A 22,820-nucleotide genomic window follows, 5' to 3' on the forward strand; every position below is an offset into this window, starting at 1 on the left:
CCTGCCAGGCTATGCGAATCGCTATCTACACTGTTCGGGTGACCCCAACCGCTCCGGCACCCTCGATCGTCGAACGCCTGTCCGCCCCGCACCGTGGACCGGTGCCGTTCTCCGTCGAGTTCATGCCCCCGCGCGACGCCGAAGGCGAAGCCCGGCTGTGGCGCGCGGTGCGGATCTTCGAGCGGTTGTCCCCGGCCTTCGTGTCGATGACCTACGGTGCCGGCGGTTCGACGCGCGACCGCACGGTCCGCATCACCGGCGAACTCGCCGCCCAGACCACCCTGCTGCCGGTGGCGCACCTGACCGCCGTCAACCACAGCATCGCCGAACTGCGCGCACTCGTCGGCGCGTACGCCGATCAGGGCATCGCGAACATCCTCGCGTTGCGCGGCGACCCGCCGGGCGATCCGCTCGGCGAGTGGATCGCCCATCCCGAGGGCGTCGAATACGCCGAGGAGCTGGTCCATCTCATCGACACCCTCGGCGACTTCCACGTCGGGGTGGCGTCGTTCCCGGAGGGCCACCACCGTGCCCCCGACCTCGAGCACGACACCCGCAACCTGGTGAACAAGCTCCGCGCGGGTGCCGAGTACTCGATCACCCAGATGTTCTTCGACGTCGAGGACTACCTGCGTCTGCGCGACCGGGTGCAGGCCGCCGACCCCGAGCAGGGTGCCAAGCCGATCATCCCGGGCATCATGCCGGTGACGTCGCTGGCCAGCATCAAGCGCATGGCCGAGCTGTCCGGTTCGGTGATCCCGCCGAAGGTGGTGGAGCGATTCACCAAGGCCGCGGGCGATGGTCCCGAGGAGGATCGTGCGACGGTTCGCGCCGTCGGCATCGACTTCGCCACCGAGACCGCGGAACGGCTCATCGCCGAGGGCGCACCGTGCCTGCACTTCTGCAGCCTCAACTTCGCCAAGGCGACTTCAGAGGTACTCGGCCGCCTCGGCGTGGACGTCGACGCCGCGCTCCACGTCCCCGCCTGACCCTGGAACCTGGCTGTTCGGGTCCTAACTCTTCTCGGGCGCTGTCGAGGCCTTCGGGTCAGCGGCCGCCGAGAGTCCCTCACCCGACAGGGTCGACGGTGCGGTGTTGGTGGCGACCGGTCTTCCCGGGCGCGGGCCGCGGTACCGCTTCGCATAGGCGAGCCGCGCGATGATCAGCACCGCGATGAGACACACGATGGCGACGAACCAGGACCAGCTGCTGACCGCGGCGGTCGCGGGATCCGGGTAGGTGGCATCGGCGGTGAAGTCCGACGGCTCGCCCGGAGCCGGGGTCCAGGTGACCGTCGACTCGCCGACCTGGTCGCCGTTGGTCGCCGTCACCGGCCCGCCGAAGGTGACCGTCAGCTGGACGAAGTCGCGACCCGGGATGAGTTCGGACAGGTCGGTGTCACCGCGGAAACGAACCACCTCGCCGCTGCGCTTGGCGGTGAGGTCCATCGTCAGCGAGGTGTCGCCGTAGGCGTCGGCGATGATGTCGCCGAGCTGGCCGAACTGGCCGGCGGTGAGATCGGAGAAACTCGCGCGGCTGCCCACGCGGGTGACCGCCTCCTCGCCGTTCCCGGCGTCCCCGCTGCGGTCATCGCGGTCGGCGGACCCCGATGGGGCAGCCGACTCCTCGGGTGTCTCCTTGTACTCGGTCACCGAGACCTGCCCCATCATCGACTCGGGGAGATCCAGCTGCGGAGCGCCACGGGGATTGTCCGGTGACGTCGCGACGATGACACTGCCCGAATACCGATCGCCCACCGTCGTCGAACGCTCCAGGCAGCCGGCCATCAGCGGCGACAGAAGGAGAGTCACGACCGCCACCGCCAGCGGCATCAGCCGGCGGGGTCGGGACTGACCGCGGGAGGACTTCGGTGCACCCTGCTCGGGAATCGACAATCGCACGCTGCTCATCGTGCCAGACGCTCAGCTGAACAAACGTCTCCTACGCAGTGCGGCGTGCCCGGCGATGTAACCGCTCGCGCCCGTCACCCCGCCGCCCGGGTGGGTCGACGCCCCGGCCAGGAACAGTCCGTCGGCGCCGGGGACGCGATGGCCCGCCAGGTCGGGGGTCGGTCGCCACATGAACATCTGGTCGATCGACATCTCGACATGCATGATGTTGCCGCCGATCAGGCCCAGCTCGGACTCGAGATCCTCGGGGGTCTGGATGTACCGGTGTGCGATGGACTCCGCGAAACCCGGTGCATGACGGTCGACTTCGTCGCAGACCGCGGCCGCCGCCTGTGCCCCCAGCGTCGACCAGTCGCCCCCGGCGAGCCGATAGGGGTGCCACTGTGCCCACAGGTTGATCGCGTGCCTGCCCTCCGGGGCGAGGGTGGGGTCGATCGCCGAGAAGCTCATCGCCACCACCGCGGGCCGCGGCGGTAGTACACCGACCGCCGCAGCGGCGTGCGCGCGGATCAGGTGCGCACGGTCGGTGACCAGCAGGCCGAGTGCCGAGTGGACGCCGTGGACGGGCAGGTCGTCGGGGAGGTCGCGGTAGACGGGCAGCGCGGTCGTGCCGAGACGCACCGCCATCCCGATCCCGCTGCCGACGACGATGTCGCGTCGCCAGCGGTCGATGGTCCCGGCGTCGAAACCGCCCGCCGCCAGCAGGTCCAGGGTCGCCAGCACGTGGCAGGCGTTGATCACGGTCGGTGTGCACCGACGCTCGCCGGATTCGGTCTGCACCCGCCAGTGGTCACCGCACCGGGTGATCGAGACGGCCGGGTCCCCGCACACGATCCGGCCGCCGTCGGCGCCGATGCGGTGGACGAGCGCATCGGTCAGCGCACCGCTGCCGCCGATCGCGCGGCCGGGCGGGATGAGATGCATCAGGGCGGCGAACCCGACCATCGGCGCGGTGCCGGGTGCGTTCATCGGCGGTCCCGACTGCGCACCGAACCAGGCGAGCCCGGCCTTGAGCTGTTCGGAGTCGAAGTATCGGTCGAGGAGCGAGTCGCCGGACGCCATGAGTTCGGCGGTGAGATTCAGCATCGCGCCGCTGCGGCGTCCGATCAGGCCGGTGCGTTCGGTGGTGGCCGTCGAACCGAGACCGGCGAACGCCCGCCCGAACTGTCCCATCGACGCGGGTCGGTAGAAGACGTCCATGACGGCCCGCGCGCGCGGCGTCCAGGTCTCGACGAACTGCCGGTATGCCGCGGCATCCTTTGCGCCGCAAGATCGTTCGATGGAGACGCACGTGGCGTCGAGATCGGTGCGGAAAACGATCGCCGGGGCCGTGTCGGTCGCCGGCACGAAGGCCCAGGGGTCGCAGTCGACGTACCGGAGTCCGTGCGAGGCGAGGTCGAGGTCGTCCAGAACGGGGGAGTGCCGGATCATCAGGTGCGCCGAGGAACCGCGATCGATGCGGTGCCCCGGGAAACGTTCGACGGTCGACACCGCCCCGCCGGGGATGTCGTCGCGTTCGAAGACCTCGACGTCGCGACCGGCCTTCGCGAGGTAGGCCGCGGCGATCAGGCCGTTGTGGCCGCCGCCGACGACCACCGCGTCGCGCCGCTCCCCGTGCCCGCTCATGCGTGTTCCGTGCCGTGCGCTGTCGTCTTTGTCTGTGCCATGCCCTCTATCTTCCGGATGGTGGGGGACCGGGGGGCGGCGGTTGCAGATTCAGCGGCAACGGACGGCCGAGGAACGCGAACGGACGGGGGTCGCCGGTGAAGGTGAAATGCCGGAGCACGTCCGTGAAGCCCATCCGCCGGTACAGCGACCACGCCCGGTTCTGTTCGGCGGGGATCTCCGGCGTAGACAGGAGGACATGACGTTCGGGCCGCTCGGCGAGGAGCCGTGCCAGCAGCAACTGTCCGATGCCGCGTCCCTGTGCGGTGGGATGAACGTGGAGCTCGGTTAGCTCGAAGTAGTCCCGGGCGATCATCTCGATGTCCGCGGGCGAGCGTCCGGTCTGCCGCAGCCCGAGCCGGAGCTGCTGATTCCACCACTGTCCGGTCGCGCCGGTGTAGCCGTACGCGATGCCGACCAGGACGTCGTCGGGACCCGTACCCACCGGCGGTCCGACCCGGCGACGGGACGTCGGCATCGACTGCGCCTCGTGCGGGGGCAGGGTGGCGACCGCGCCGATCGCGCGCCAGCCCGGCCGGGCGATGTGCTCGCGCCACAGAGACGCTCGATGCATCTCGGTCCCGCGGGGATATCCCATCGCGGTCACGTAGACGTCGAGAGCGGGCTCCAGCCACACGCGGGAGTCCTGACCACTGAGGTTCACCAGCCGGAGCGTCAACGTCGGGTCGCTTCCGGGTTCACCGAGCGGGCCCGCACCGCCCCGGCCATGCGTTCTCCGACCATCTGGCGTGACTGTCCTCTCGGTACGGCGGACTCCGCGGAATCGGGTCGCGGGACCCGGTGTTGAAGAAGGATGCGGGCGCGGACCCACGCCTTGAAGAGACGCGCGCCGCTAGCTATATTGAACGTGTCGAACGGGTGTTCGATGAATGTGCCTCCGCAAGCTGTTCGCGTTCATCCCGACGACATGACGGTCCGGTGGCGGACGAGGGAAGCGTCTGCCACCGGACACCGTCGCCAGCGAGTGAGGAGGATGCCATGCCCGGACGGCCCACATCCCGCCGGTCCGCCCCCGTCGACCCGGTGATGGTCGGACGTGCGCGCGACCTCCTCCAGCGCGCCCATCTCCTCCTCGACAACGCCGACGGCGTCTCCGACGACGCCGAGCGATTTCGGCAGTTCTATCTCGTCGCCCTCCGTGCGGCAGGCGCCGCGCTCGCGATCGGCGAGCCGGCCGGCCCCGCCCGTCGCAAGACGTCGAACGCCTGGACCCGCATCGGAGTTGTCGCTCCCGACCTCGCCCCGCTGGCCGCGCGCTTCGCCACGCTGTCGCCCGTCCGGATGAAGATCGAGTCGGGGATCATCCGAACACTCGACCCCGACAGTGTCGCCGGCATGCGACTCCTCGTCCTTGATTTCCTCCGCCGGGTCGAGACCTTGGTCATTGCTTACGAGCAAGGCAAATTCGGGACAGAGGAGCCCCAAATCGGGCGAACTGCGTGAGGCCGGACACACATTCGGCGTTCCGTTGTCGTTCCGGTATGTGCATCCGGACCAACAACAGCGAGTAATGGTGGTCGCGGCTGATTTCACCTCGTATCATGGGAGAATAAGGCGCAGACGCCTCACCGGTCGCGGTTGACCGTCGTCGGCGTCGCGGATCAGGGAGAAGGAGGGTCGGTGCCACTTTCGGAGCACGAGCAACGCATGCTCGAACAGATCGAGAGCGCTCTGTACGCGGAAGACCCCAAGTTTGCGTCCAGTGTCAAGCGTCGTCGGCTGGGTAAGTCGAGTGGCCGTCGTCGCCTACAGGCGGTGGCCATCTTCGTCGTCGGCCTCGTGATGCTCGTCGGCGGTCTCATCGTCAAGATCGACATCGGGGGATTCCCGATCGTCAGCCTCCTCGGCTTCCTGGTGATGTTCGGCGCCGGTCTCTTCGCCCTCTGGGGTGACGACCTCGCCGACTCCGCGACGTCCGCGCCGCGTGCCGGAGGCAAGAAGCAGTCCGGGTCGTCCGGCTCCAAGCGCAAGCTGTCGGAGCGGATGGAAGAACGATTCAACCGTCGGTTCGAGCAGGAGTAGATCCCCGGCCGGCCTGAATGCCACGACTCATCCGGAGCCGCGCACCCCAGTGGGTGCGCGGCTCTTTCGTATGTGCGATCCAGCGCGCTCCCGGCCGTGCGCCCCAGGCGCCCCACCGTCACCCACTCCCGGGCCCCACCTTCCCCCACCGGGGGTCCCCACTTTGCCCCACTTATGACGGAACTGCTGGTCGCACGGGTATCTGGCACCTCAGGAAACACGTCTGCCACACGGCTCCGGGAGGTGTAGACGCGCGTTTGCGCACGGGACACGCACGAAGTTCCACACATTTTGCCCGCTTGAACTGGGGATTTGCTGAACGTGGGAGATCGTGTGGGCCTCTGGGGTGGAAAGTGGAGGAAAGTGGGGTACTGTGGCAGCACTGGGTGAGGCGATCCGGAGCGCGGAACCCAGGGGCAGGAGGTGTCGACATGTCTGTGCGATTCGTCGGCACCTACACGCCCAAATTGGACGACAAAGGGCGACTCACGTTGCCCGCGAAGTTCCGCGATGCACTGGCAGGAGGGGTAGTGGTCACCAAAGGCCAAGACCACAGCTTGTCGGTGTATCGGACCGAAGAGTTCGATGCGATCGCGGCGAGGATCGTCGAGGCGTCACGCAACGACCCTGACCTGCGTGCGTTTCAGAGGACCTTCTTCGCCGGTTCGGAAGAACAGCGACCGGACGGCCAGGGCAGGATCAGCCTGTCCTCCGACCATCGCATCTATGCGGGACTGTCCAAGGAGTGCGTGGTGTTCGGCAGCTTCGATCACCTCGAGATCTGGGATTCGGCCGCATGGGACGAGTACCAGACGCAGCACGAGGAGAACTTCTCGGCAGCCAACTCGGCCGCGTTGAACGCGGTCTTGTAGCCGAGAGGGGACGGGGCTGAGCGGTACTCGGGCTTCGGGTGGCACGAGGCCCCGATCCGGTCCGACCCTGGCGTACTTCCCCAACGCCAGGTACGGAATCGGATCGGGACCTCGCTCCATCCGGGGCGCGGCCCGACGGTGATCCGCCGTCCCGCCCGCGACATGACACTCCTCCGACAAGTCCTTCGCACCGAAACGCCGACTCTGCCGACCGACATGGCCGACACGCCGATGGGGGCCCTCCGTGGATGACACTGGTGACGACACTCGCCGCTCGGGCGAGTTCGGCCACATCCCGGTCATGGGCCGGCGGATCGTCGAATTGCTCACCCCGGCACTGGAATCAGAAGACCGGCGGGTGTTCCTGGATGCGACGCTCGGCGCCGGTGGGCACAGCGAACTCATCCTGAACACATTCCCCAACGTGCACCTCGTCGGCATCGACCGCGACGCCTCCGCCCTGGACATCGCGCGACGCAGGCTCGCGCCGCACGCGGACCGGATATCCCTGCACCAGGCCACCTTCCACGAGATCGCCGACGTCCTCGACGACGCCGGTGAGGAATCCATCGACGCCGCGCTGTTCGACCTCGGCGTCTCGTCGATGCAGCTCGACCAGGCCGGCCGGGGATTCGCCTACTCGGTCGACGCGCCCCTGGACATGCGGATGAACTCCGACGACCCCCTCACCGCGGCGGACGTCCTCAACACCTACGGTCACGGCGAGTTGGCCCGTGTGCTCTCCGAGTACGGGGAGGAGCGCTTCGCCGGCAAGATCGCCTCGGCGGTCCTGCGTGAGCGCGAGAAAGAACCCTTCACAACGAGTGCGCGCCTCGTCGAACTGCTCTACGCCACCATCCCGGCGGCGACACGGCGTACCGGCGGCCACCCGGCCAAGCGAACATTTCAGGCCCTGCGTATCGAGGTCAACCACGAACTCGACGTCCTCCGTGAGGCGTTGCCGACCGCGCTGTCGGTGCTCACGGTCGGCGGTCGTGTCGCGGTGATGAGCTACCAGTCGCTCGAGGACCGGATCGTCAAGCGGGAGTTCGCAGCTCGTACGACCTCGACCTCCCCGCCCGGCCTGCCCGTCGAGTTGCCGGGCACCGCCGCGGAGTTCCGCCTCGTGACCCGTGGCGCCGAGCGTCCCGACGACGAGGAACTGTCCATCAATCCGCGATCGGCACCGGTGCGAGTCCGGGCGGTCGAACGAGTCGAGAAGAAGGGCTGATCATGACGATCCTGCACGACGCCCCTCGTCGTCCCGGCTCCGGCCGTTCCGACGACAAGCGTTCCGGCACAGCCCGTTCCGGAGCAACCCGCTCCGACGCCGGGCGGTCGGATGCCGAGCGTGACAGTCGGCGGTCGCGGCGTGCACGCATCGAATCCGAACGCGCGACCCGTTCGCGGGCTGCCCAACGCGCGCTGGACCGGCGCCACAAGCGCATGGCCACCGGTGCGAGCGCACCGCGCGCGGCCCGCGGCGGGTTGTCGATGTCCGGTGTCTCGCTCCGGGAACGGTTGCAGCACACACCTTTCGTGGTCCCGGTCATCGCGCTGCTGGTCCTGGGCCTCGGTCTGAGCCTGTGGCTGTCGACCAAGTCGGCCCAGGACTCCTACAAGCTCGGCATCGAGCGGACGGAGAACCAGTCGCTCATCGACCAGCGCGACGCGCTCAAGCGGACCTACGAATCCGGCAACTCGGCGCCGGAACTGTCCCGTGAGGCAACCCGTCTGGGCATGATCCCGTCGGACAATCCGGCACGGATGATCGTCGACGACCCGCGCCGGCCCCGAATCGTCGGGAAACCCGCACCGGCATCGGGGAAGCCGATGGCCGACCTCAACCCCGAACTGAAGCCCGACCCCACCGAGACCATCGACCCGCGCAAGGTGGACGATTCGATCGGCCTGGGCGGTGGCGCCGTCGGCGCCCCCAACCCGCCGGCCGAGCAGACCCCGGGCCAACAGGCCCCGGCCCCCTCAACCCCGGGACAGTCCGCGCCGTCTCCGCAACCCGTTCCGGCTCAACCCGATCCGGCCCCCGGGCAGGGGGAGGGTTCGTCGGCGCCGACCGAGTCGGGGTCCACACCCCAGCCCTCGACCCCGGTCCCGGCGCCGAATGTCGTGCCCCGGACGTGAGGTGCCCGCGGGTCGTGGGGACTGTCACAGTGCGCCCACCGATCTGCAACCCGCCGACGCCAAATCCCTGTCACGACCTTGAAGCGGTGAACAATTGACGACCATGACACGTGCGACCTTCGAGCGACTCGGCCACGCGCCGTCTCGCCCGGGACGTCGCCCGGGCCAGGGATCCCGCGCGACCGCAGGCGGCCCGGGTGGCCGCGGACCGGGTAAGGGCGGCCCGCGGAACAGCGGGGGACTGCACAGCTTCGGTTTCCGGACCAAGGTGTTCGGTGTCGTCGTGCTGCTCGTGGTCCTCGCGGTCGCGGGGAGGATGATCGTCGTCCACACCATCCAGGCCGGGTCCATCTCGGCCGAGGCCGCCCAGCAGCGCGAGTACACCCAGGTCCTGACGGCCAAGCGTGGTTCCATCCTCGACCGCAACGGTCGCCCGCTGGCCTACACCGACGAAGCCCGGTCACTGACGTTCCTGCCCAAGGCGGTTCGCAAGTCGATCGACGAGGAGCACCGCAAGAACGACGAACTGCCCGGCGTCGACGAGCGGCTCAAGGAGATCGCCAAGGGTGTGTCGGTCGCACTCGGCGGCTCGATCAGCGAAGAAGACCTCCTCGAGAAGATCACCGGTGACGAACCCTTCGTGTACCTCGCCCGGGCGGTCAGCCCCGACGTCGCCAAACGCATCACCGAGGAGTTCCCCGAGGTCGGCGCCGACCCGGAGAGCATCCGGCTCTATCCCGGTGGTTCGCTGGCGGCCAACGTCATCGGCGACGTCAACTACGACGGCAACGGTCTCATCGGTCTGGAGGCCTCGCTCGACGCGATCCTGTCCGGCACCGACGGTTCCCGTACCTACGACCGCGGATCGGACGGCGCGATCATCCCGGGCAGCACCCGCAACGTGCACCCGGCGATCAACGGTTCCACCGTCCGCCTGACCCTCGACTCCGACACCCAGTGGTTCGTCCAGAGCCAGGTCATGAAGGCCAAACAGGCATCCGGCGCGCGGGGCGCCTCGGCAGTGGTACTCGACGCCAGGACCGGCGAGGTACTGGCGATGGCGAACGACGGCACCTTCAACGCCTCGCTCCCACTGTCGGATCAGCCGAAGGCCGAGCTCGGCAATCCGTCGGTCACCTCACCGTTCGAGCCCGGCTCGGTCAACAAGCTCGTCGCGGCGTCCGCCGCCATCGAATACGGCCTCACCCGGCCGGACACGGTCCACCGGGTGCCCGGCAGCATCCAGATGTCCGGCGTCACCGTCCGCGACGCCTGGGAGCACGGCGTCGAGCCGTACACGACCACCGGCATCTTCGGTAAGTCGTCGAACGTGGGCACGCTGATGCTCGCCAAGCGCATCGGCGAGGAACGCTTCGCCGACATGCTCAAGCGTTTCGGGCTCGGCCAGCGCACCGGCGTCGGACTCCCGGCCGAGAGTGCCGGCGAGGTGCCGGCACTGAGCCAGTGGTCGGGCGGTTCATTCGCCAACCTGCCCATCGGACAGGGTCTTTCGATGACGCTGCTGCAGATGACCGCGATGTACCAGGCGATCGCCAATGACGGTCTGCGCATCCCGCCGCGCATCCTCGCCGGCGAGGAGCGCGACGGCAGCACCCCGGAGGGACGCGCTCGTCCCGAACCGGTCCGCGTCGTCAGCGAGGAGACCGCCCGGACGGTCCGCGACATGTTCCGGTCGGTGGTGCAGGACGATCCGATGGGCGTGCAGATGGGTACCGGCACCAAGGCCGCCGTCAGCGGCTACCAGGTCTCCGGAAAGACGGGTACCGCCCAGCAGGTCGACCCGTCGTGTGGCTGCTACTCGAACTCGCGCTACAACATCACCTTCGCCGGGATCGCCCCGGCCGACGCGCCGCGCTACGTCATCGGGATCATGCTCGACAACCCGCGTCGCAGCTCCGACGGCACCGGAGGCCAGTCCGCCGGACCGCTCTTCTCGACCATCGCGTCGTGGATGCTGCAGCGCGCCCAGGTCCCGCTGTCCCCGCCGACGCCGAGGTTGACCCTCACCGCGAACTGATCACGACCGGAGGGGTCGGCGCACCGCATCCCGGACGCCGATCCCGGGGTCGGTATCGTGAGTGCAATTCTGCGCCGAACACGAACCCAGGCCCCGGTAACCAGACCGCAGGTATCCAGACCACCAGCACCACCAGCACACCGACCGAGAACACCCGAGGAGGCGAACACATGACGTCTCGTGGTTCCTCGCACAAGGGATCGGCCGGCAGGCGCAAGGGCAGGAAGGTCGCCGGTCGTCCGCGCGAGATCGCGCCGACGTCCGTGACGGTCCTGTCGACGGCCACCGGCGCCCGGCTCGACCTCGTCGGCGGCGCCGATCGCGACACCAGCGTCCAGGGCGTGACCCTGCGTGCCCAGGACGTACAGCCCGGCGATCTGTTCGCGGCCCTGCCCGGTGCGGCCACCCACGGTGCGCGGTTCGCCGACCAGGCGGTCGCCGCCGGGGCGACCGCGATCCTGACCGATCCGGCCGGCCGCGCCGAACTCAGCCGCGTCCTGCCGCCCGAGACCGCCGTCGCGGTCCTCATCCACCCCGCCCCGCGGACCGTGCTGGGCAGCGTCAGTGCCCGTGTCTACGGCAACCCTTCGCAGCGGCTGAAGCTGATCGGGATCACCGGCACGTCGGGCAAGACCACCACGTCGTATCTCGTCGAGGCCGCCCTGCTCGCCGCCGGGCACTCGGTGGGGCTCATCGGAACCGTCGAGACCCGCGTCAACGGCGTCGCGCAGCCGAGCTCGCTGACGACACCGGAGGCCCCGACCCTGCAGGCGCTGCTGGCGTCGATGCTCGAGGACGGCGTCGACGTCGTCGTCATGGAGGTGTCCAGCCACGCGCTGTCGCTGGGGCGCGTCGACGGCGCGCACTTCGCTATCGGTGCCTTCACGAACCTCTCGCAGGACCATCTGGACTTCCACCAGACGATGCGCGCCTACTTCAACGCCAAAGCGCAGCTGTTCGTGCCGTCGTCGCCGAACCACGCGGTACGCGCCGTGGTGTGCGTCGACGACGAGTGGGGGCAGCGGATGGCCGATCTCGCCCGCCGGCCCGGCGAGGCGGCGCACCTGCAGCCGGTGACGGTGTCGACCGGTCCGACGCCCGCACACTGGCACGCGGGACCGTCGGATCTCACCGGCGAAGGCACCTCCCACACGCCGATCACCGAACCCGACGGCGACCACGTCCTCGTCATGCCTCTCCCGGGCCGCTACAACGTGGCCAACGGCCTGCTGGCGGTCGCCGTGGCCCATGCCGCGGGTGTGCCGATCTCCACCGCACTCGACGCGGTCGCGTCGGTGAGCGTGCCGGGACGTCTGCAGCGGGTCGATCGCGGACAGCCGTTCCTCGCGCTGGTCGACTACGCCCACAAACCCGGTGCCGTCGAGGCCGTGCTCGCGACCCTGCGCGGGCAGCTCGGCGAGGGACCCGGCCGCGTGGCCATCGTGGTCGGTGCCGGCGGCGACCGTGATGCCGGCAAGCGTCCGCTGATGGGGGAGGCCGCCGCACGCGGAGCCGAACTCGTCATCGTCACCGACGACAACCCGAGGTCGGAGGAACCGGCCGCCATCCGGTCCGAGGTTCTCGCCGGCGCCCGCGGCGTCGACGCCGCCGAACGCCCGGCAGGTGCCGAGCCGGTGCGCGAGGTCGGGGACCGCGCGGCCGCGATCGCCGAGGCCGTCGCGTGGGCGCGGCCCGGCGACATCGTGCTGGTCGCGGGCAAGGGACATGAGGCCGGGCAGGAGATCAACGGCGTGAAGCATCCGTTCGACGACCGTGACGTCGTCGCACAAGCGCTGGAGTCGTCGACCCCACAGAGCGCATCCACCGATTCGGTGGCCGCGGAGGGTGATCGATGACCGGACCGTTCGTCACGGTGATCCGCGGGGATGCGCCGGTGACGGTCGACGACGCACGTCTGCTCATCCGCCGACTCGCCGAGCACGCCGGAGCGATGCATGGCAGCGCCGCGGTGGATCGGCCGCGGACCTGGGCCATCATCGCCGAGGTCGCCACCCCCGAGGGGACGCCGGAGAACCAGCGTGTCGTCGAACACGATCTCCTCGGACGTCTGGCCGTCCGGTTGGCCGTCGACAAGACTCTCTGCGTGGGCGACTCCAGATCTGTCCACGCCCTGCACCAGGGCGCCGTCATGGAGGGGTCGTGGGGCGACGAGGCGCGCATCGTCGACTCGGTCGAAGCCGCCGCGGCACTCGTCGACACCGACCCGGACTGGCGGCCCGCCGCCGGCGATGTCATCCTCCTCGCGGCCGCGAGCGCCGACCTCGACTCGGTGGTCACGGCGTGGGGTGCGGGCTGCGGCTGGCAGATCCGCGAGGAGACGGACGCCGGTCCCGGCGACGAGGGGACCGCATCATGAGGGCGCGCGGCGAGGCGCGCCGGCCGAGAACACCGAACAGAGTCGGAGACAAGAGCGTGGCGGGGAACGGACGAGCGAACACGAGGGCAGCACGATGACCCAGATCCTCCTCGCGGGTGCGATCGCGATCGCGGTGTCGATCCTGCTGACCCCCGTGCTCATCAAGGTGTTCTCCCGTCAGGGATTCGGCCAGGAGATCCGGGTCGAGGGCCCCGAGAGCCACCAGACCAAGCGCGGCACACCGTCGATGGGCGGCGTCGCGATCCTCGCCGCACTGTGGGCGGGCTACTTCGGTTCGCACCTGGTCGGCCTGTTCACCGACGGCGGCAACGGACCCACCGCGTCGGGTCTGCTCGTGTTGGGCCTCGCGACGGCGCTCGGCATCGTCGGCTTCCTCGACGACATCATCAAGATCCGCAAGCACCGCAACCTGGGACTGAACAAGACCGCGAAGTCGATCGGGCAGTTCATCGCCGCGATCCTGTTCGGCATCCTCGTGCTGCAGTTCCGCAACGACTACGGCCTCACCCCGGCCAGCACCCACCTCAGCTATGTGCGCGACATCAACGCCATCGGCCTGGGCGCGGTGGTCTTCGTGGTGTTCTGCTGGCTGGTGGTCGCCGCCTGGTCCAACGGGGTGAACTTCACCGACGGACTCGACGGTCTGGCCGCCGGCTCGATGGCGATGGTCCTCGGGTCCTACGTCCTCGTGACGTTCTTCCAGTTCGTCAACGCCTGCGCCGGCGGTGCCAAGCCGCCCAGCGACATCCCGACCGGGTGCTACCAGGTCCGCGATCCCCTCGACCTCGCGATCATCGCGGTGGCCGGCGGCGGTGCCTGCCTCGGCTTCCTGTGGTGGAACGCCGCACCGGCGAAGATCTTCATGGGTGACACCGGCTCGCTGGCGCTCGGCGGCATGCTCGCCGGCCTGTCCATCACGACCCGTACCGAACTCCTCGCGGTCGTCATCGGCGCGCTGTTCGTCGCCGAGATCATGTCGGTGGTCATCCAGATCGCCTTCTTCCGGACCACCGGCCGCCGTGTGTTCCGGATGGCGCCCTTCCACCACCACTTCGAACTGGGCGGGTGGGCCGAGACGACGGTGATCATCAGGTTCTGGCTGCTCACGGCCATCGCCTGTGCGCTGGGACTGTCGCTCTTCTACGGCGAGTTCCTGGCCACCAATGGCTGATCCGCTCGCCGAGAGCCCCGCGTCTGCCGGCGATCCGCTGGGGTTGACCGGGGAGACCGTGGTGATCGGCGGTGCGGGCACCGCCGGGATGTCGGCGGCGCGGTATCTCATCACCCGCGACGTCTGCATCCTGCTGGCCGACGACCGGTTCGCCGCACGCGATGCCGACGCCGCCGGCCGGGAGGCGGCGATCGCCGCCGTCCCCGGGGTCGCGGACCTGATCGCGCAGGGCGCGGAGGCGGTCGCGATCTCCGATCTGCTCGCCGACCCGTCGTGGACCGGCGACACCGCGGTCGTGATCGTCTCGCCCGGATTCGCACCCACCCACGACCTCGTCGCGCAGGCCGCGGCGGGCGGTGTGCCGGTGTGGGGTGAGGTCGAGTTGGCCTGGCGGGTCGACGCCGCTGGTCTGCTCGGTGAGCCGCGCACCTGGCTGGTCGTCACCGGCACCAACGGCAAGACCACGACCACCTCGATGCTCGCCGACATCGTCGAGCGCTCCGGCCGTGCCGGCGCGGCCTGCGGCAACATCGGTCTGCCGGTCCTCGACGCCATGCGCGCGACGCCCCGCGTCGACGTGCTGTGCGCCGAGTTGTCGTCGTTCCAGCTGCACTGGGCGCCGTCGGTCACCCCGGCGGCCGGGGTGGTGCTCAACGTCGCCGAGGACCATCTCGACTGGCACGGCACCTTCGACGCCTATGCGCTGGCCAAGGCGGGTGCGCTGCGCGGCGACATCGCGGTCGTCGGCCTCGACGACGCGGTCGCGTCGGGTCTGCCGGGCGCGGGACGCCGGGTCGGCTTCACGCTGAACCCGCCGCAGGACGGTCAGCTCGGCGTCGAGAACGGGCAACTCGTCGACCGCGCCTTCGGTGCGGGTCGTCTGCTGTCCGCCGGCGTCGTGCATCCGGCCGGTCCGTCGGGTGTCTCCGACGCTCTCGCCGCCGCCGCACTCGCACTGTCGATCGGAGTCGAGCGCGACGCCGTCGACGCCGCGCTCACCGATTTCCGGCCCGCCGCCCACCGCGGCGAGGTCGTGGCGACGCGCGACGGCATCCGCTTCGTCGATGACTCCAAGGCCACCAACCCGCATGCCGCCCAGGCGCGGTCGCCGCGTACGACCGTGTGGTGCTGATAGCGGGCGGCCTGCTCAAGGGTGCGTCGATGGACGGGATGCTCACCGCGGTCGGCCATCGGCTCGCCGGAGTGGTCGCCATCGGCCGGGATCGGGAACTGGTCGTCGAAGCGATCGCGCGACACGCCCCAGAAGTCCCAACAGTCACAGTATTCACAGGGGACGATGGCACGGTGAACGTGCAACGCCAGGGTCAGACCGCACCCGTCCTCTCGTCGATCCCGAACTCGTCGACTCGAGCCTCGGGATCAGACCCCGCCGTCGCCGTGATGGACCGGGCGGTCGCCGAGGCGTGGGAGCTCGCCGCGGCGAGCGACCCGAAGCCCGACGCGGTGCTCCTCGCACCCGCCGCGGCGTCGCTGGACATGTTCGCCGGTTACGGCCGGCGCGGTGACGCGTTCGCGCACGCCGCACAGGACATCGCCGGCACCTCCACCTCGCGGTGAGTCGCGTGAGCAGCGACAAGACCGCGGCTGACGAGAGCGCGGTCGACGACGAGAACACGTTCGACGACTCGTTGGATGACGTGACGGACGAGCACTCGGACGAGAGCAGGGCGGCCACCGTACGGCGGAAGGCGTCGGAAGGTGCGGCCGCGCTGTCGAAGCCGGCCGCCGAGGTCTCCGCGGCGGCCTCGACCGCCGCGTCGGTGACGGCCTCGCTGCCGGCCCTGCTCGTCGAGGCCGTGCGCAACCTCCTGGCGCGGCCGCTGGCCTCTTACCAGCTGGTCCTCACGATGGCGTTCATGCTGACGGCCTTCGGTCTGGTCATGGTGCTGTCGGCGTCGTCGGTCGAGGGGTACTCGCAAGAGGGATCGGCGTACGGACTGTTCACGACCCAGGTCATCTTCGCCGGACTCGGCCTCATCGTCTTCTACCTGATGCTGCGGGTCCCCATCCGCCTGCTCCGGCGCTTCGCCGCGCCGTCGATGGCCATCGCCATCCTCCTGCTCGGACTGGTGCTCATCCCCGGCATCGGCACGCTCAGCCAGGGCGCGCGACGCTGGTTCGTCATCTCCGGTGTGTCGGTGCAACCCTCGGAGCTGGTCAAGGTGGCGCTCTGTATCTGGGGTGCGCACCTGCTGGCCTCGCGGCGTCGGGACAACGCCTCGATCAAAGAGCTCCTGATCCCGCTGGTCCCGGTCGCGATGCTGGTCTGCGTGCTGATCATCCTCGAGCCCAATCTCTCGACGACGATCACCATCGCGATCATCGTCGGCGCGATGCTCTGGTTCGCCGGGCTGCCGATCAAGGTGTTCTCGGCGTTCGCCGTCTCCGGTGTGGCCCTCGCGGTGATCCTCGCGCTCGCCGAGGGCTACCGCTCACAGCGCGTGATGAGCTTCCTCGGCGGCATCGACGACCCGCAGGGCGCCGGCTACCAGGCGCGCCAGGCGACCTACGCACTGGCCAACGGCGGCGTCTTCGGTGTGGGTCTCGGCCAGTCGAGCGCCAAGTGGAACTATCTGCCCAACGCGCACAACGACTTCATCTTCGCCATCATCGGCGAGGAACTCGGCCTCCTCGGCGGTCTGCTGGTGGTGTTCCTGTTCGTGCTGCTGGGCTACATCGGCTTCCGCATCGCGCACCGTTCCACCGACCCGTTCCTGCGCCTGATGACCGCGACCATCACCGTGCTGATCCTCGCGCAGGCGTTCATCAACATCGGCTACGTCATCGGCCTGCTACCGGTCACCGGTATCCAGCTGCCACTCATCTCGGCGGGCGGTACGTCGACGCTGACCGTGCTCGCGATGCTCGGGCTCCTCGCCAACGCCGCACGACACGAACCCGAGGCCGTCGCGGCCCTCACCACCGGGTCGCAGGGCCGACTGGCCCGGATCCTGCGGCTCCCGACGCCGGTGGCCTACCGGCAGACGCGGGCGGAGACCCTGCGCGATCGGCTCGACCGGCGTCGCTCGGCGGGCGAACGGTCCGGCGGCCGTACGGCCGTACGTGCCGGTGCATCGGGACGGGCGGGAGCGTCCGGTCGGACAGGACCGTCGGGTCGTCGCGGACGACCGGCCGAGCCTGCGCCGAGCCTGGGCCGGTTCACCATGCCGTGGAAACGGGCGAAGGCCGCCGAACCGGCACCTGCTCGTGGTGCGTCCGCACGGCGTCCGGCAACGGCAGGTCGCACCCGACCTGCGCCGTCGACACGAGCAGGCGTCGACTACCGTGGCGGGTATCCCGGCGCCGGCAGTGCACGTCGCTCGGCGTCACCGGGATGGCGGGCGGGCGCGCATCAGCCGCGTACGCCGAGGTCCGCCGACCCCGGGCGCGATCGGCCGACACACGGCCGCGCGGGACGCCGCTGACGGCTCCCGCGGCAGGCGATGCCCCGCGTGGGACAGACGTGCGAAGTGGCTGGAGATGGAGTGACAGAGCCGGTGAGTTCGGGTGCAGCACAATCTGATACGACCGGAGGCCCGGGCGGGCGGCCGTTGTCGGTGGTGGTCGCGGGCGGTGGTACCGCCGGACACATCGAACCCGCGCTCGCCGTGGCCGACGCGATCACCCGCATCGACCCGACGGCCCGCGTCACCGCACTCGGGACCAGCCGCGGCCTGGAGGTCGACCTGGTGCCCGAACGCGGATACGACCTTCGGCTGATCCCGCCGGTCCCGTTGCCGCGGAAACCCGGGATGGACCTCGCCAAGACGCCCGGCCGCCTGGTGTCCTCGGTCGCCGCGACCCGCAAGGTGCTCGCCGACGTGGATGCCGACGTCGTCATCGGCTTCGGCGGGTACGTGTCCGTGCCGGCCTACCTCGCCGCGCAGATGCACCTGCGCGGACGCAACCGCATCCCGATCGTCATCCACGAGGCGAATGCCTCGGCGGGCATCGCCAACAAGGTGGGCGCCCGCTTCGCCGACCGAATCCTGGCCGCCGTCGACGGTTCCGGCCTCGACGCGACCGTCGTCGGCATGCCGGTCCGCGGTGTCCTCACCGAGCTGGACCGGCCTGCTCTGCGGGCCAAGGCGCGACACTACTTCGGTCTCGACGAGGACGCCCCGACCCTGCTCGTCTTCGGTGGATCCCAAGGCGCGCAACGCATCAACGCCGCGGTTTCGGGTGCGGCCGAAGCCCTCGCAAAGGCGGGCATCGGTGTCCTGCACGCCTACGGGCCCAAGAACTCGATCGATCCGGTGATCGTCGAGGGCGCCCCGCCGTACCGCGGCGTCGGCTACCTCAAGCGGATGGATCTCGCCTACGCCGCGGCCGACCTGGTGATGTGCCGGTCCGGTGCGATGACCGTCGCCGAGGTGTCGGCCACCGGTCTGCCCGCCGTCTACGTCCCGCTGCCACACGGCAACGGCGAACAACGCCTCAACGCGCTACCGGTCGTCGAGGCCGGTGGCGGACTCATCGTCGAGGACTCGGCGGTCAGCGCGGAGTGGGTGGCACGCGAGGTGCCGGCCCTCCTGCAGGACGCGGAGCGACTGCAGAAGATGTCCGCGGCGGCCGCGGGCACGGGCCATCGTGACGCCGCGGCGGCCGTCGCCGACGCCGCTCTCGAACTCGCTCGCGGATTCCGCGCGGGCCGGGGCTCGGTCCGCAAGGCGTTTCGTTCCCGCCGATCGGCCGGCGAGCAGTGACAATTGGACGGGACCGGGTCGGACGGGACACGGCCGGCGAGACGACCGGAGAAGGCGTGGGAGGTGACGACATGAGCGAGGGGACGACCGTGGGAACCGGAGGACTGCCGCCGCAGCTGGCCCGCGTGCACATGGTCGGCATCGGCGGCGCCGGCATGTCCGGACTGGCGCGCATCCTGCTCGCCCGCGGCGGCCAGGTGTCCGGATCGGACGCGAAGAACAGCCGCGGCATCCTCGAACTCCGCACGCGTGGCGCCCGTGTCCAGGTGGGACACGATCCGTCGGCGCTCGACCAGATCCCGGGCGGCCCGTCGGTGGTGGTCACCACCCACGCCGCCATCCCCAAGACCAACCCCGAGCTGGTGGCCGCCCGCTCGCGGGGCATCCCGATCCTGCTGCGCCCGCGCGTGCTCGCCCAGCTCATGGAGGGCGACCGGACGATGCTGCTCGCCGGGACCCATGGCAAGACCTCGACCACCTCGATGGCCGTCGTCGCCCTTCAGCACGCCGGCAGCGATCCGTCGTTCGCGATCGGCGGCGAGCTCAACGAATCCGGCACCAACGCCCATCACGGCGGCGACCCGGTCTTCGTGGCCGAGGCCGACGAGAGCGACGGTTCGCTGCTCGAGTACACGCCCGACGTCGTCGCCGTCACCAACATCGACGCCGACCATCTCGACTTCTTCGGCTCGATCGAGGCCTACGTCGACGTGTTCGACAAGTTCACCGAACGCATCCGGACCGGCGGCACCCTCGTGGTCTGCCTCGACGATCCCGGATCGGCCGCACTCGCCGGACGCGTCCGCGGCGATCTCGCCGAGCGCGGGGTCGCGGTCCTCGGCTACGGCCGCGGCACCCATGCGGGCCTCGCGCCCGGCGTGCCCAACGTGGCGACCCTGCTGTCGTGGGAGCCGCGGGCCGCCGGGGGAGCGGCACGGGTCCGCTTCACCGCGCCGGTGACCGGTCCCGCCGACGAGACCGGCACGGTCGTCGAACGTGAACTCATCCTCCCGCTCCCGGGAGAGCACATGGCGCTCAACGCGATCGCCGCGGTGATCGGCGCCGTCCGCGTCAACGCAGCGCAGACCGCCGACGCCGCGGGTGCCCTCGACGGAATCCTCGCGGGCATCGGTGCGTTCGGCGGGGTCCATCGTCGCTTCGAGTTCCGCGGCCGCCGGGGCGGCGTCGAGGTCATCGACGACTACGCCCACCATCCGACCGAGGTGCGCTCGGTGCTGTCCGCGGCGCAGGCCATGATGGCCGCGCGGGTCGGCCCCGACGCGCCGCGCGGTCGCGTCATCGCGGTCTTCCAGCCCCACCTGTACTCGCGCACGGTCGAGTTCGCCGACGAGTTCGCCACCGCCCTCGACCTCGCCGACACCGTGGTCGTCGCCGACGTCTACGGCGCCCGCGAGGCACCGATACCGGGTGTCAGCGGCCGGACGATCGCCGACAAGCTGACCCGCCCGTCGGTGTTCGCGCCGGACCTGTCGCGGCTGGCCGGTCAGGTCGCCGGCCTGGCGCGACCCGGTGACCTCGTGTTGACCCTGGGTGCGGGCGACATCACCATGCAGGGTCCCGAGATCCTCGCCGCGCTCGGTGCGGACACCGGGTCCGAGCGCACGACGCACGCGAACGGTGAGGGCCCCGGCGACGGGGGCCTCACGGGACGGGTCTCGTGATCCGCTGGCCGACCCGCCGCCGGTCCCGCCTGATCCTCGGCACCCTGATGGTCGTCGCCGCGGGGGTCGGGCTGGTCCTGATCGCCTATCTGACCCCGCTGATGTCGGTACGCAGCACCGACATCTTGGACAACGGCTCGGTCCCGGCCGACGAGATCCTCCGCGTCGCAGCCGTCCCCCAGGGGACACCGCTTCTCCAGGTGGACACCCGCGCCGTCGCGCAGCGGGTCGCCACCATCCCGTCTGTCGAATCCGTCCGCGTCCAGCGGTCCTACCCCTCGTCGCTCACCATCACCGTCGTCGAGCGGGTGCCGGTGGTGATCGTGACGAGCGGGGACGAGGTCCACGTCCTCGACCGGTCGGGGGTGTCCTTCCTGCACTACGTCCGCGCCCAGGGCGTGCCGCCGGAGGTGCTCAAGCTCCCGGTTCTCGAGACCCCGAACCCGGGCCCGGCCGACCCCACCACCCGGGAGGCGATCACCGCGGTCGCCGGACTCCCGGAATCGCTGGCGCGACAGGTCATCCGGGTGTCGGCGAACTCTCCGGTCGACATCGAGTTCCTCCTCACCGAGGACCGCCGGGTCATCTGGGGCGACAGCGATCGGGGAGCGGAGAAGGCGCGAACCCTCACGTATCTGCTGAGCCGGGACGCCAAGATGTACAACGTCTCGAGCCCTGAGTTCCCGGCCTACAAGTGATGGTGTCGGCCCGCGGCCGCCGGCACGGGCCGGGAACGACGCCAGATTCGTTGAAGATCTGAGAAATTCACCGAATTTCGGCGCGACTTCCCGACACGCCGGGCGCTGTTGTGGATACCGGGGCCCGGGATGCCTAGCGTCATCTCCACAACGAACTACTTGACATAACTCTAGATCTATGGTTCAGGTTTAGGGTTTTGTCAGCACTTAGCCGCTGACACATCAGCACCGGAACGCGCTGAGAGATCAGCAACGGAACATCGAGCACGACCCATTACGAGGAAGGCGAGCGCATGACGCCACCGCACAACTACCTGGCCGTCATCAAGGTCGTCGGCATCGGCGGCGGCGGCGTGAATGCCGTCAACCGCATGATCGAGCAGGGACTCAAGGGAGTCGAGTTCATCGCGATCAACACCGACGCGCAGGCCCTGCTGATGAGCGACGCCGACGTCAAGCTCGATGTCGGTCGCGACTCCACCCGTGGCCTGGGTGCCGGCGCCGACCCCGAGGTCGGCCGCCGTGCCGCCGAGGACGCCCGCGACGAGATCGAGGAGCTCCTCAAGGGTGCCGACATGGTCTTCGTGACCGCGGGCGAGGGTGGCGGCACCGGCACCGGTGGTGCACCGGTCGTCGCGCAGATCGCCCGGAAGCTCGGTGCTCTCACCGTCGGCGTGGTCACCCGCCCGTTCTCCTTCGAGGGCAAGCGTCGCGGCGGACAGGCCGAAGCGGGCATCACCGCGCTGCGGGAGTCCTGCGACACCCTCATCGTGATCCCGAACGACCGCCTGCTCCAGCTCGGCGACGCGCAGGTGAGCCTCATGGACGCGTTCCGCAGCGCCGACGAGGTCCTCCTCAACGGTGTCCAGGGGATCACCGACCTCATCACCACCCCTGGTCTGATCAACGTCGACTTCGCCGACGTCAAGGGCGTCATGAGCGACGCGGGCAGCGCACTCATGGGCATCGGCTCGTCCCGAGGTGAGGACCGTGCCAAGAAGGCGGCCGAGTCGGCGATCAACTCGCCGCTGCTCGAGGCGTCGATGGAAGGCGCTCGGGGCGTGCTGATCTCGATCGCCGGCGGCAGCGACCTCGGTCTCTTCGAGATCCACAACGCGGCCACCCAGGTCCAGGAGGCGGCCCACGAGGACGCCAACATCATCTTCGGCACCGTGATCGACGACAACCTCGGCGACGAGGTCCGAGTGACCGTCATCGCCGCCGGTTTCGACGGCGGCACCCCGAAGAAGCGGTCCGACGTGCCCGCTGCGGCCGCCGGCCGTTCGGCTGTCGGACAGGGACAAGCCGGCGCGGTCTCGGCGCCGCCGAAGAGCGATCCGCTCTTCGGTGACATCCCCAAGGGGTCGGGTGATCCCTTCGGTGGTGAGCGTGAGCCGGAGCCCCCGCGTCGCAACACCGTGCATCTCGACGACGACGACGTCGACGTGCCGTCCTTCATGAAGCGCTGACCCGC

General features: G+C 69.8%; 18 protein-coding genes and 1 pseudogene. 16 read left to right on the forward strand and 3 right to left on the reverse strand.

Going from position 1 to position 22,820, the window contains the following annotated elements; all coding sequences use genetic code 11:
* Nucleotides 1–11: 11 nt before the first annotated feature.
* Nucleotides 12–989 (forward strand): methylenetetrahydrofolate reductase, encoded by a 978-nt coding sequence (locus tag BJF87_RS24265; protein WP_035752683.1) that lies wholly within the window; start codon nt 12–14, stop codon nt 987–989.
* A gap of 24 nt (nt 990–1,013) precedes the next feature.
* Here the strand turns inward: BJF87_RS24265 and BJF87_RS24270 are convergent, their stop codons facing one another.
* Genes BJF87_RS24270 through BJF87_RS24280 form a run of 3 tightly spaced genes read right to left on the reverse strand, consistent with a single transcriptional unit; the run spans nt 1,014 to nt 4,254 of the window.
* Nucleotides 1,014–1,910, reverse strand: coding sequence for an LppM family (lipo)protein (locus BJF87_RS24270; protein WP_035752681.1), 897 nt, complete (start codon nt 1,908–1,910; stop codon nt 1,014–1,016).
* Between the two features lie 12 nt (nt 1,911–1,922).
* Complete coding sequence (locus BJF87_RS24275; protein WP_035752679.1) at nt 1,923–3,536, reverse strand: NAD(P)/FAD-dependent oxidoreductase; 1,614 nt, start codon at nt 3,534–3,536, stop codon at nt 1,923–1,925.
* Between the two features lie 46 nt (nt 3,537–3,582).
* On the reverse strand, nt 3,583–4,254 hold the full coding sequence (locus BJF87_RS24280; RefSeq protein WP_035752678.1) for an N-acetyltransferase: 672 nt from the start codon (nt 4,252–4,254) through the stop codon (nt 3,583–3,585).
* A gap of 320 nt (nt 4,255–4,574) precedes the next feature.
* Here BJF87_RS24280 and BJF87_RS24285 point away from each other — a divergent pair, with 320 nt between their 5' ends.
* From BJF87_RS24285 to ftsZ, 15 genes and pseudogenes are all read left to right on the forward strand, one after another.
* Nucleotides 4,575–5,039, forward strand: a complete 465-nt coding sequence (locus BJF87_RS24285) for an SAV_6107 family HEPN domain-containing protein (RefSeq protein WP_006356866.1) — start codon at nt 4,575–4,577, stop codon at nt 5,037–5,039.
* 177 nt (nt 5,040–5,216) lie between these two features.
* Nucleotides 5,217–5,618: a DUF3040 domain-containing protein gene (locus tag BJF87_RS24290; RefSeq protein WP_035752676.1), complete on the forward strand. Its 402-nt coding sequence runs from the start codon at nt 5,217–5,219 to the stop codon at nt 5,616–5,618.
* A 431-nt stretch (nt 5,619–6,049) separates the two neighbouring features.
* Nucleotides 6,050–6,490 carry a division/cell wall cluster transcriptional repressor MraZ gene (gene mraZ, locus BJF87_RS24295; RefSeq protein ID WP_006356868.1) on the forward strand — a complete coding sequence of 147 codons (441 nt, stop codon included), beginning with the start codon at nt 6,050–6,052 and terminating at the stop codon, nt 6,488–6,490.
* A 244-nt stretch (nt 6,491–6,734) separates the two neighbouring features.
* Nucleotides 6,735–7,721 carry a 16S rRNA (cytosine(1402)-N(4))-methyltransferase RsmH gene (gene rsmH, locus BJF87_RS24300; protein WP_035752675.1) on the forward strand — a complete coding sequence of 329 codons (987 nt, stop codon included), beginning with the start codon at nt 6,735–6,737 and terminating at the stop codon, nt 7,719–7,721.
* A 2-nt stretch (nt 7,722–7,723) separates the two neighbouring features.
* On the forward strand, nt 7,724–8,632 hold the full coding sequence (locus tag BJF87_RS24305) for a hypothetical protein (protein ID WP_035752672.1): 909 nt from the start codon (nt 7,724–7,726) through the stop codon (nt 8,630–8,632).
* Between the two features lie 103 nt (nt 8,633–8,735).
* Complete coding sequence (locus BJF87_RS24310; protein ID WP_006356871.1) at nt 8,736–10,670, forward strand: penicillin-binding protein 2; 1,935 nt, start codon at nt 8,736–8,738, stop codon at nt 10,668–10,670.
* A gap of 170 nt (nt 10,671–10,840) precedes the next feature.
* Nucleotides 10,841–12,526, forward strand: a complete 1,686-nt coding sequence (locus BJF87_RS24315; protein WP_035752773.1) for a UDP-N-acetylmuramoyl-L-alanyl-D-glutamate--2,6-diaminopimelate ligase — start codon at nt 10,841–10,843, stop codon at nt 12,524–12,526.
* Nucleotides 12,523–13,047, forward strand: coding sequence for a UDP-N-acetylmuramoyl-tripeptide--D-alanyl-D-alanine ligase (locus BJF87_RS24320; protein ID WP_075864063.1), 525 nt, complete (start codon nt 12,523–12,525; stop codon nt 13,045–13,047). The genes BJF87_RS24315 and BJF87_RS24320 overlap by 4 nt, the downstream gene beginning before the upstream one ends.
* 94 nt (nt 13,048–13,141) lie before the next feature.
* Nucleotides 13,142–14,239: a phospho-N-acetylmuramoyl-pentapeptide-transferase gene (mraY, locus tag BJF87_RS24325; RefSeq protein WP_075864064.1), complete on the forward strand. Its 1,098-nt coding sequence runs from the start codon at nt 13,142–13,144 to the stop codon at nt 14,237–14,239.
* Nucleotides 14,232–15,817 (forward strand): annotated as a pseudogene (gene murD / locus BJF87_RS24330) (UDP-N-acetylmuramoyl-L-alanine--D-glutamate ligase). Before mraY ends, murD begins: the two are co-directional and overlap by 8 nt.
* A 5-nt stretch (nt 15,818–15,822) precedes the next feature.
* Nucleotides 15,823–17,685 (forward strand): putative lipid II flippase FtsW, encoded by a 1,863-nt coding sequence (gene ftsW / locus BJF87_RS24335; protein WP_035752664.1) that lies wholly within the window; start codon nt 15,823–15,825, stop codon nt 17,683–17,685.
* Between the two features lie 18 nt (nt 17,686–17,703).
* Nucleotides 17,704–18,966 (forward strand): undecaprenyldiphospho-muramoylpentapeptide beta-N-acetylglucosaminyltransferase, encoded by a 1,263-nt coding sequence (gene murG / locus BJF87_RS24340; RefSeq protein WP_372512875.1) that lies wholly within the window; start codon nt 17,704–17,706, stop codon nt 18,964–18,966.
* Between the two features lie 71 nt (nt 18,967–19,037).
* Nucleotides 19,038–20,648 carry a UDP-N-acetylmuramate--L-alanine ligase gene (gene murC, locus BJF87_RS24345; protein ID WP_075864073.1) on the forward strand — a complete coding sequence of 537 codons (1,611 nt, stop codon included), beginning with the start codon at nt 19,038–19,040 and terminating at the stop codon, nt 20,646–20,648.
* Complete coding sequence (locus BJF87_RS24350) at nt 20,645–21,346, forward strand: cell division protein FtsQ/DivIB (protein WP_006356879.1); 702 nt, start codon at nt 20,645–20,647, stop codon at nt 21,344–21,346. The genes murC and BJF87_RS24350 overlap by 4 nt, the downstream gene beginning before the upstream one ends.
* Nucleotides 21,347–21,639: 293 nt before the next feature.
* On the forward strand, nt 21,640–22,815 hold the full coding sequence (gene ftsZ, locus BJF87_RS24355; protein ID WP_006356880.1) for a cell division protein FtsZ: 1,176 nt from the start codon (nt 21,640–21,642) through the stop codon (nt 22,813–22,815).
* Nucleotides 22,816–22,820 lie beyond the last annotated feature (5 nt).

This window comes from Gordonia sp. CNJ-863 (assembly GCF_001942325.1).
Lineage (GTDB): Bacteria > Actinomycetota > Actinomycetes > Mycobacteriales > Mycobacteriaceae > Gordonia > Gordonia alkanivorans.

Coding starts and splice junctions, on each gene's coding strand:
- BJF87_RS24265 (WP_035752683.1), top strand. CDS start 12: ATGCGAATCGCTATCTACACTGTTCGGGTGACCCCAACCGCTCCGGCA.
- BJF87_RS24270 (WP_035752681.1), bottom strand. CDS start 1,910: ATGAGCAGCGTGCGATTGTCGATTCCCGAGCAGGGTGCACCGAAGTCC.
- BJF87_RS24275 (WP_035752679.1), bottom strand. CDS start 3,536: ATGAGCGGGCACGGGGAGCGGCGCGACGCGGTGGTCGTCGGCGGCGGC.
- BJF87_RS24285 (WP_006356866.1), top strand. CDS start 4,575: ATGCCCGGACGGCCCACATCCCGCCGGTCCGCCCCCGTCGACCCGGTG.
- mraZ (WP_006356868.1), top strand. CDS start 6,050: ATGTCTGTGCGATTCGTCGGCACCTACACGCCCAAATTGGACGACAAA.
- BJF87_RS24305 (WP_035752672.1), top strand. CDS start 7,724: ATGACGATCCTGCACGACGCCCCTCGTCGTCCCGGCTCCGGCCGTTCC.
- BJF87_RS24310 (WP_006356871.1), top strand. CDS start 8,736: ATGACACGTGCGACCTTCGAGCGACTCGGCCACGCGCCGTCTCGCCCG.
- BJF87_RS24315 (WP_035752773.1), top strand. CDS start 10,841: ATGACGTCTCGTGGTTCCTCGCACAAGGGATCGGCCGGCAGGCGCAAG.
- BJF87_RS24320 (WP_075864063.1), top strand. CDS start 12,523: ATGACCGGACCGTTCGTCACGGTGATCCGCGGGGATGCGCCGGTGACG.
- mraY (WP_075864064.1), top strand. CDS start 13,142: ATGACCCAGATCCTCCTCGCGGGTGCGATCGCGATCGCGGTGTCGATC.
- murG (WP_372512875.1), top strand. CDS start 17,704: ATGCCCCGCGTGGGACAGACGTGCGAAGTGGCTGGAGATGGAGTGACA.
- murC (WP_075864073.1), top strand. CDS start 19,038: ATGAGCGAGGGGACGACCGTGGGAACCGGAGGACTGCCGCCGCAGCTG.
- ftsZ (WP_006356880.1), top strand. CDS start 21,640: ATGACGCCACCGCACAACTACCTGGCCGTCATCAAGGTCGTCGGCATC.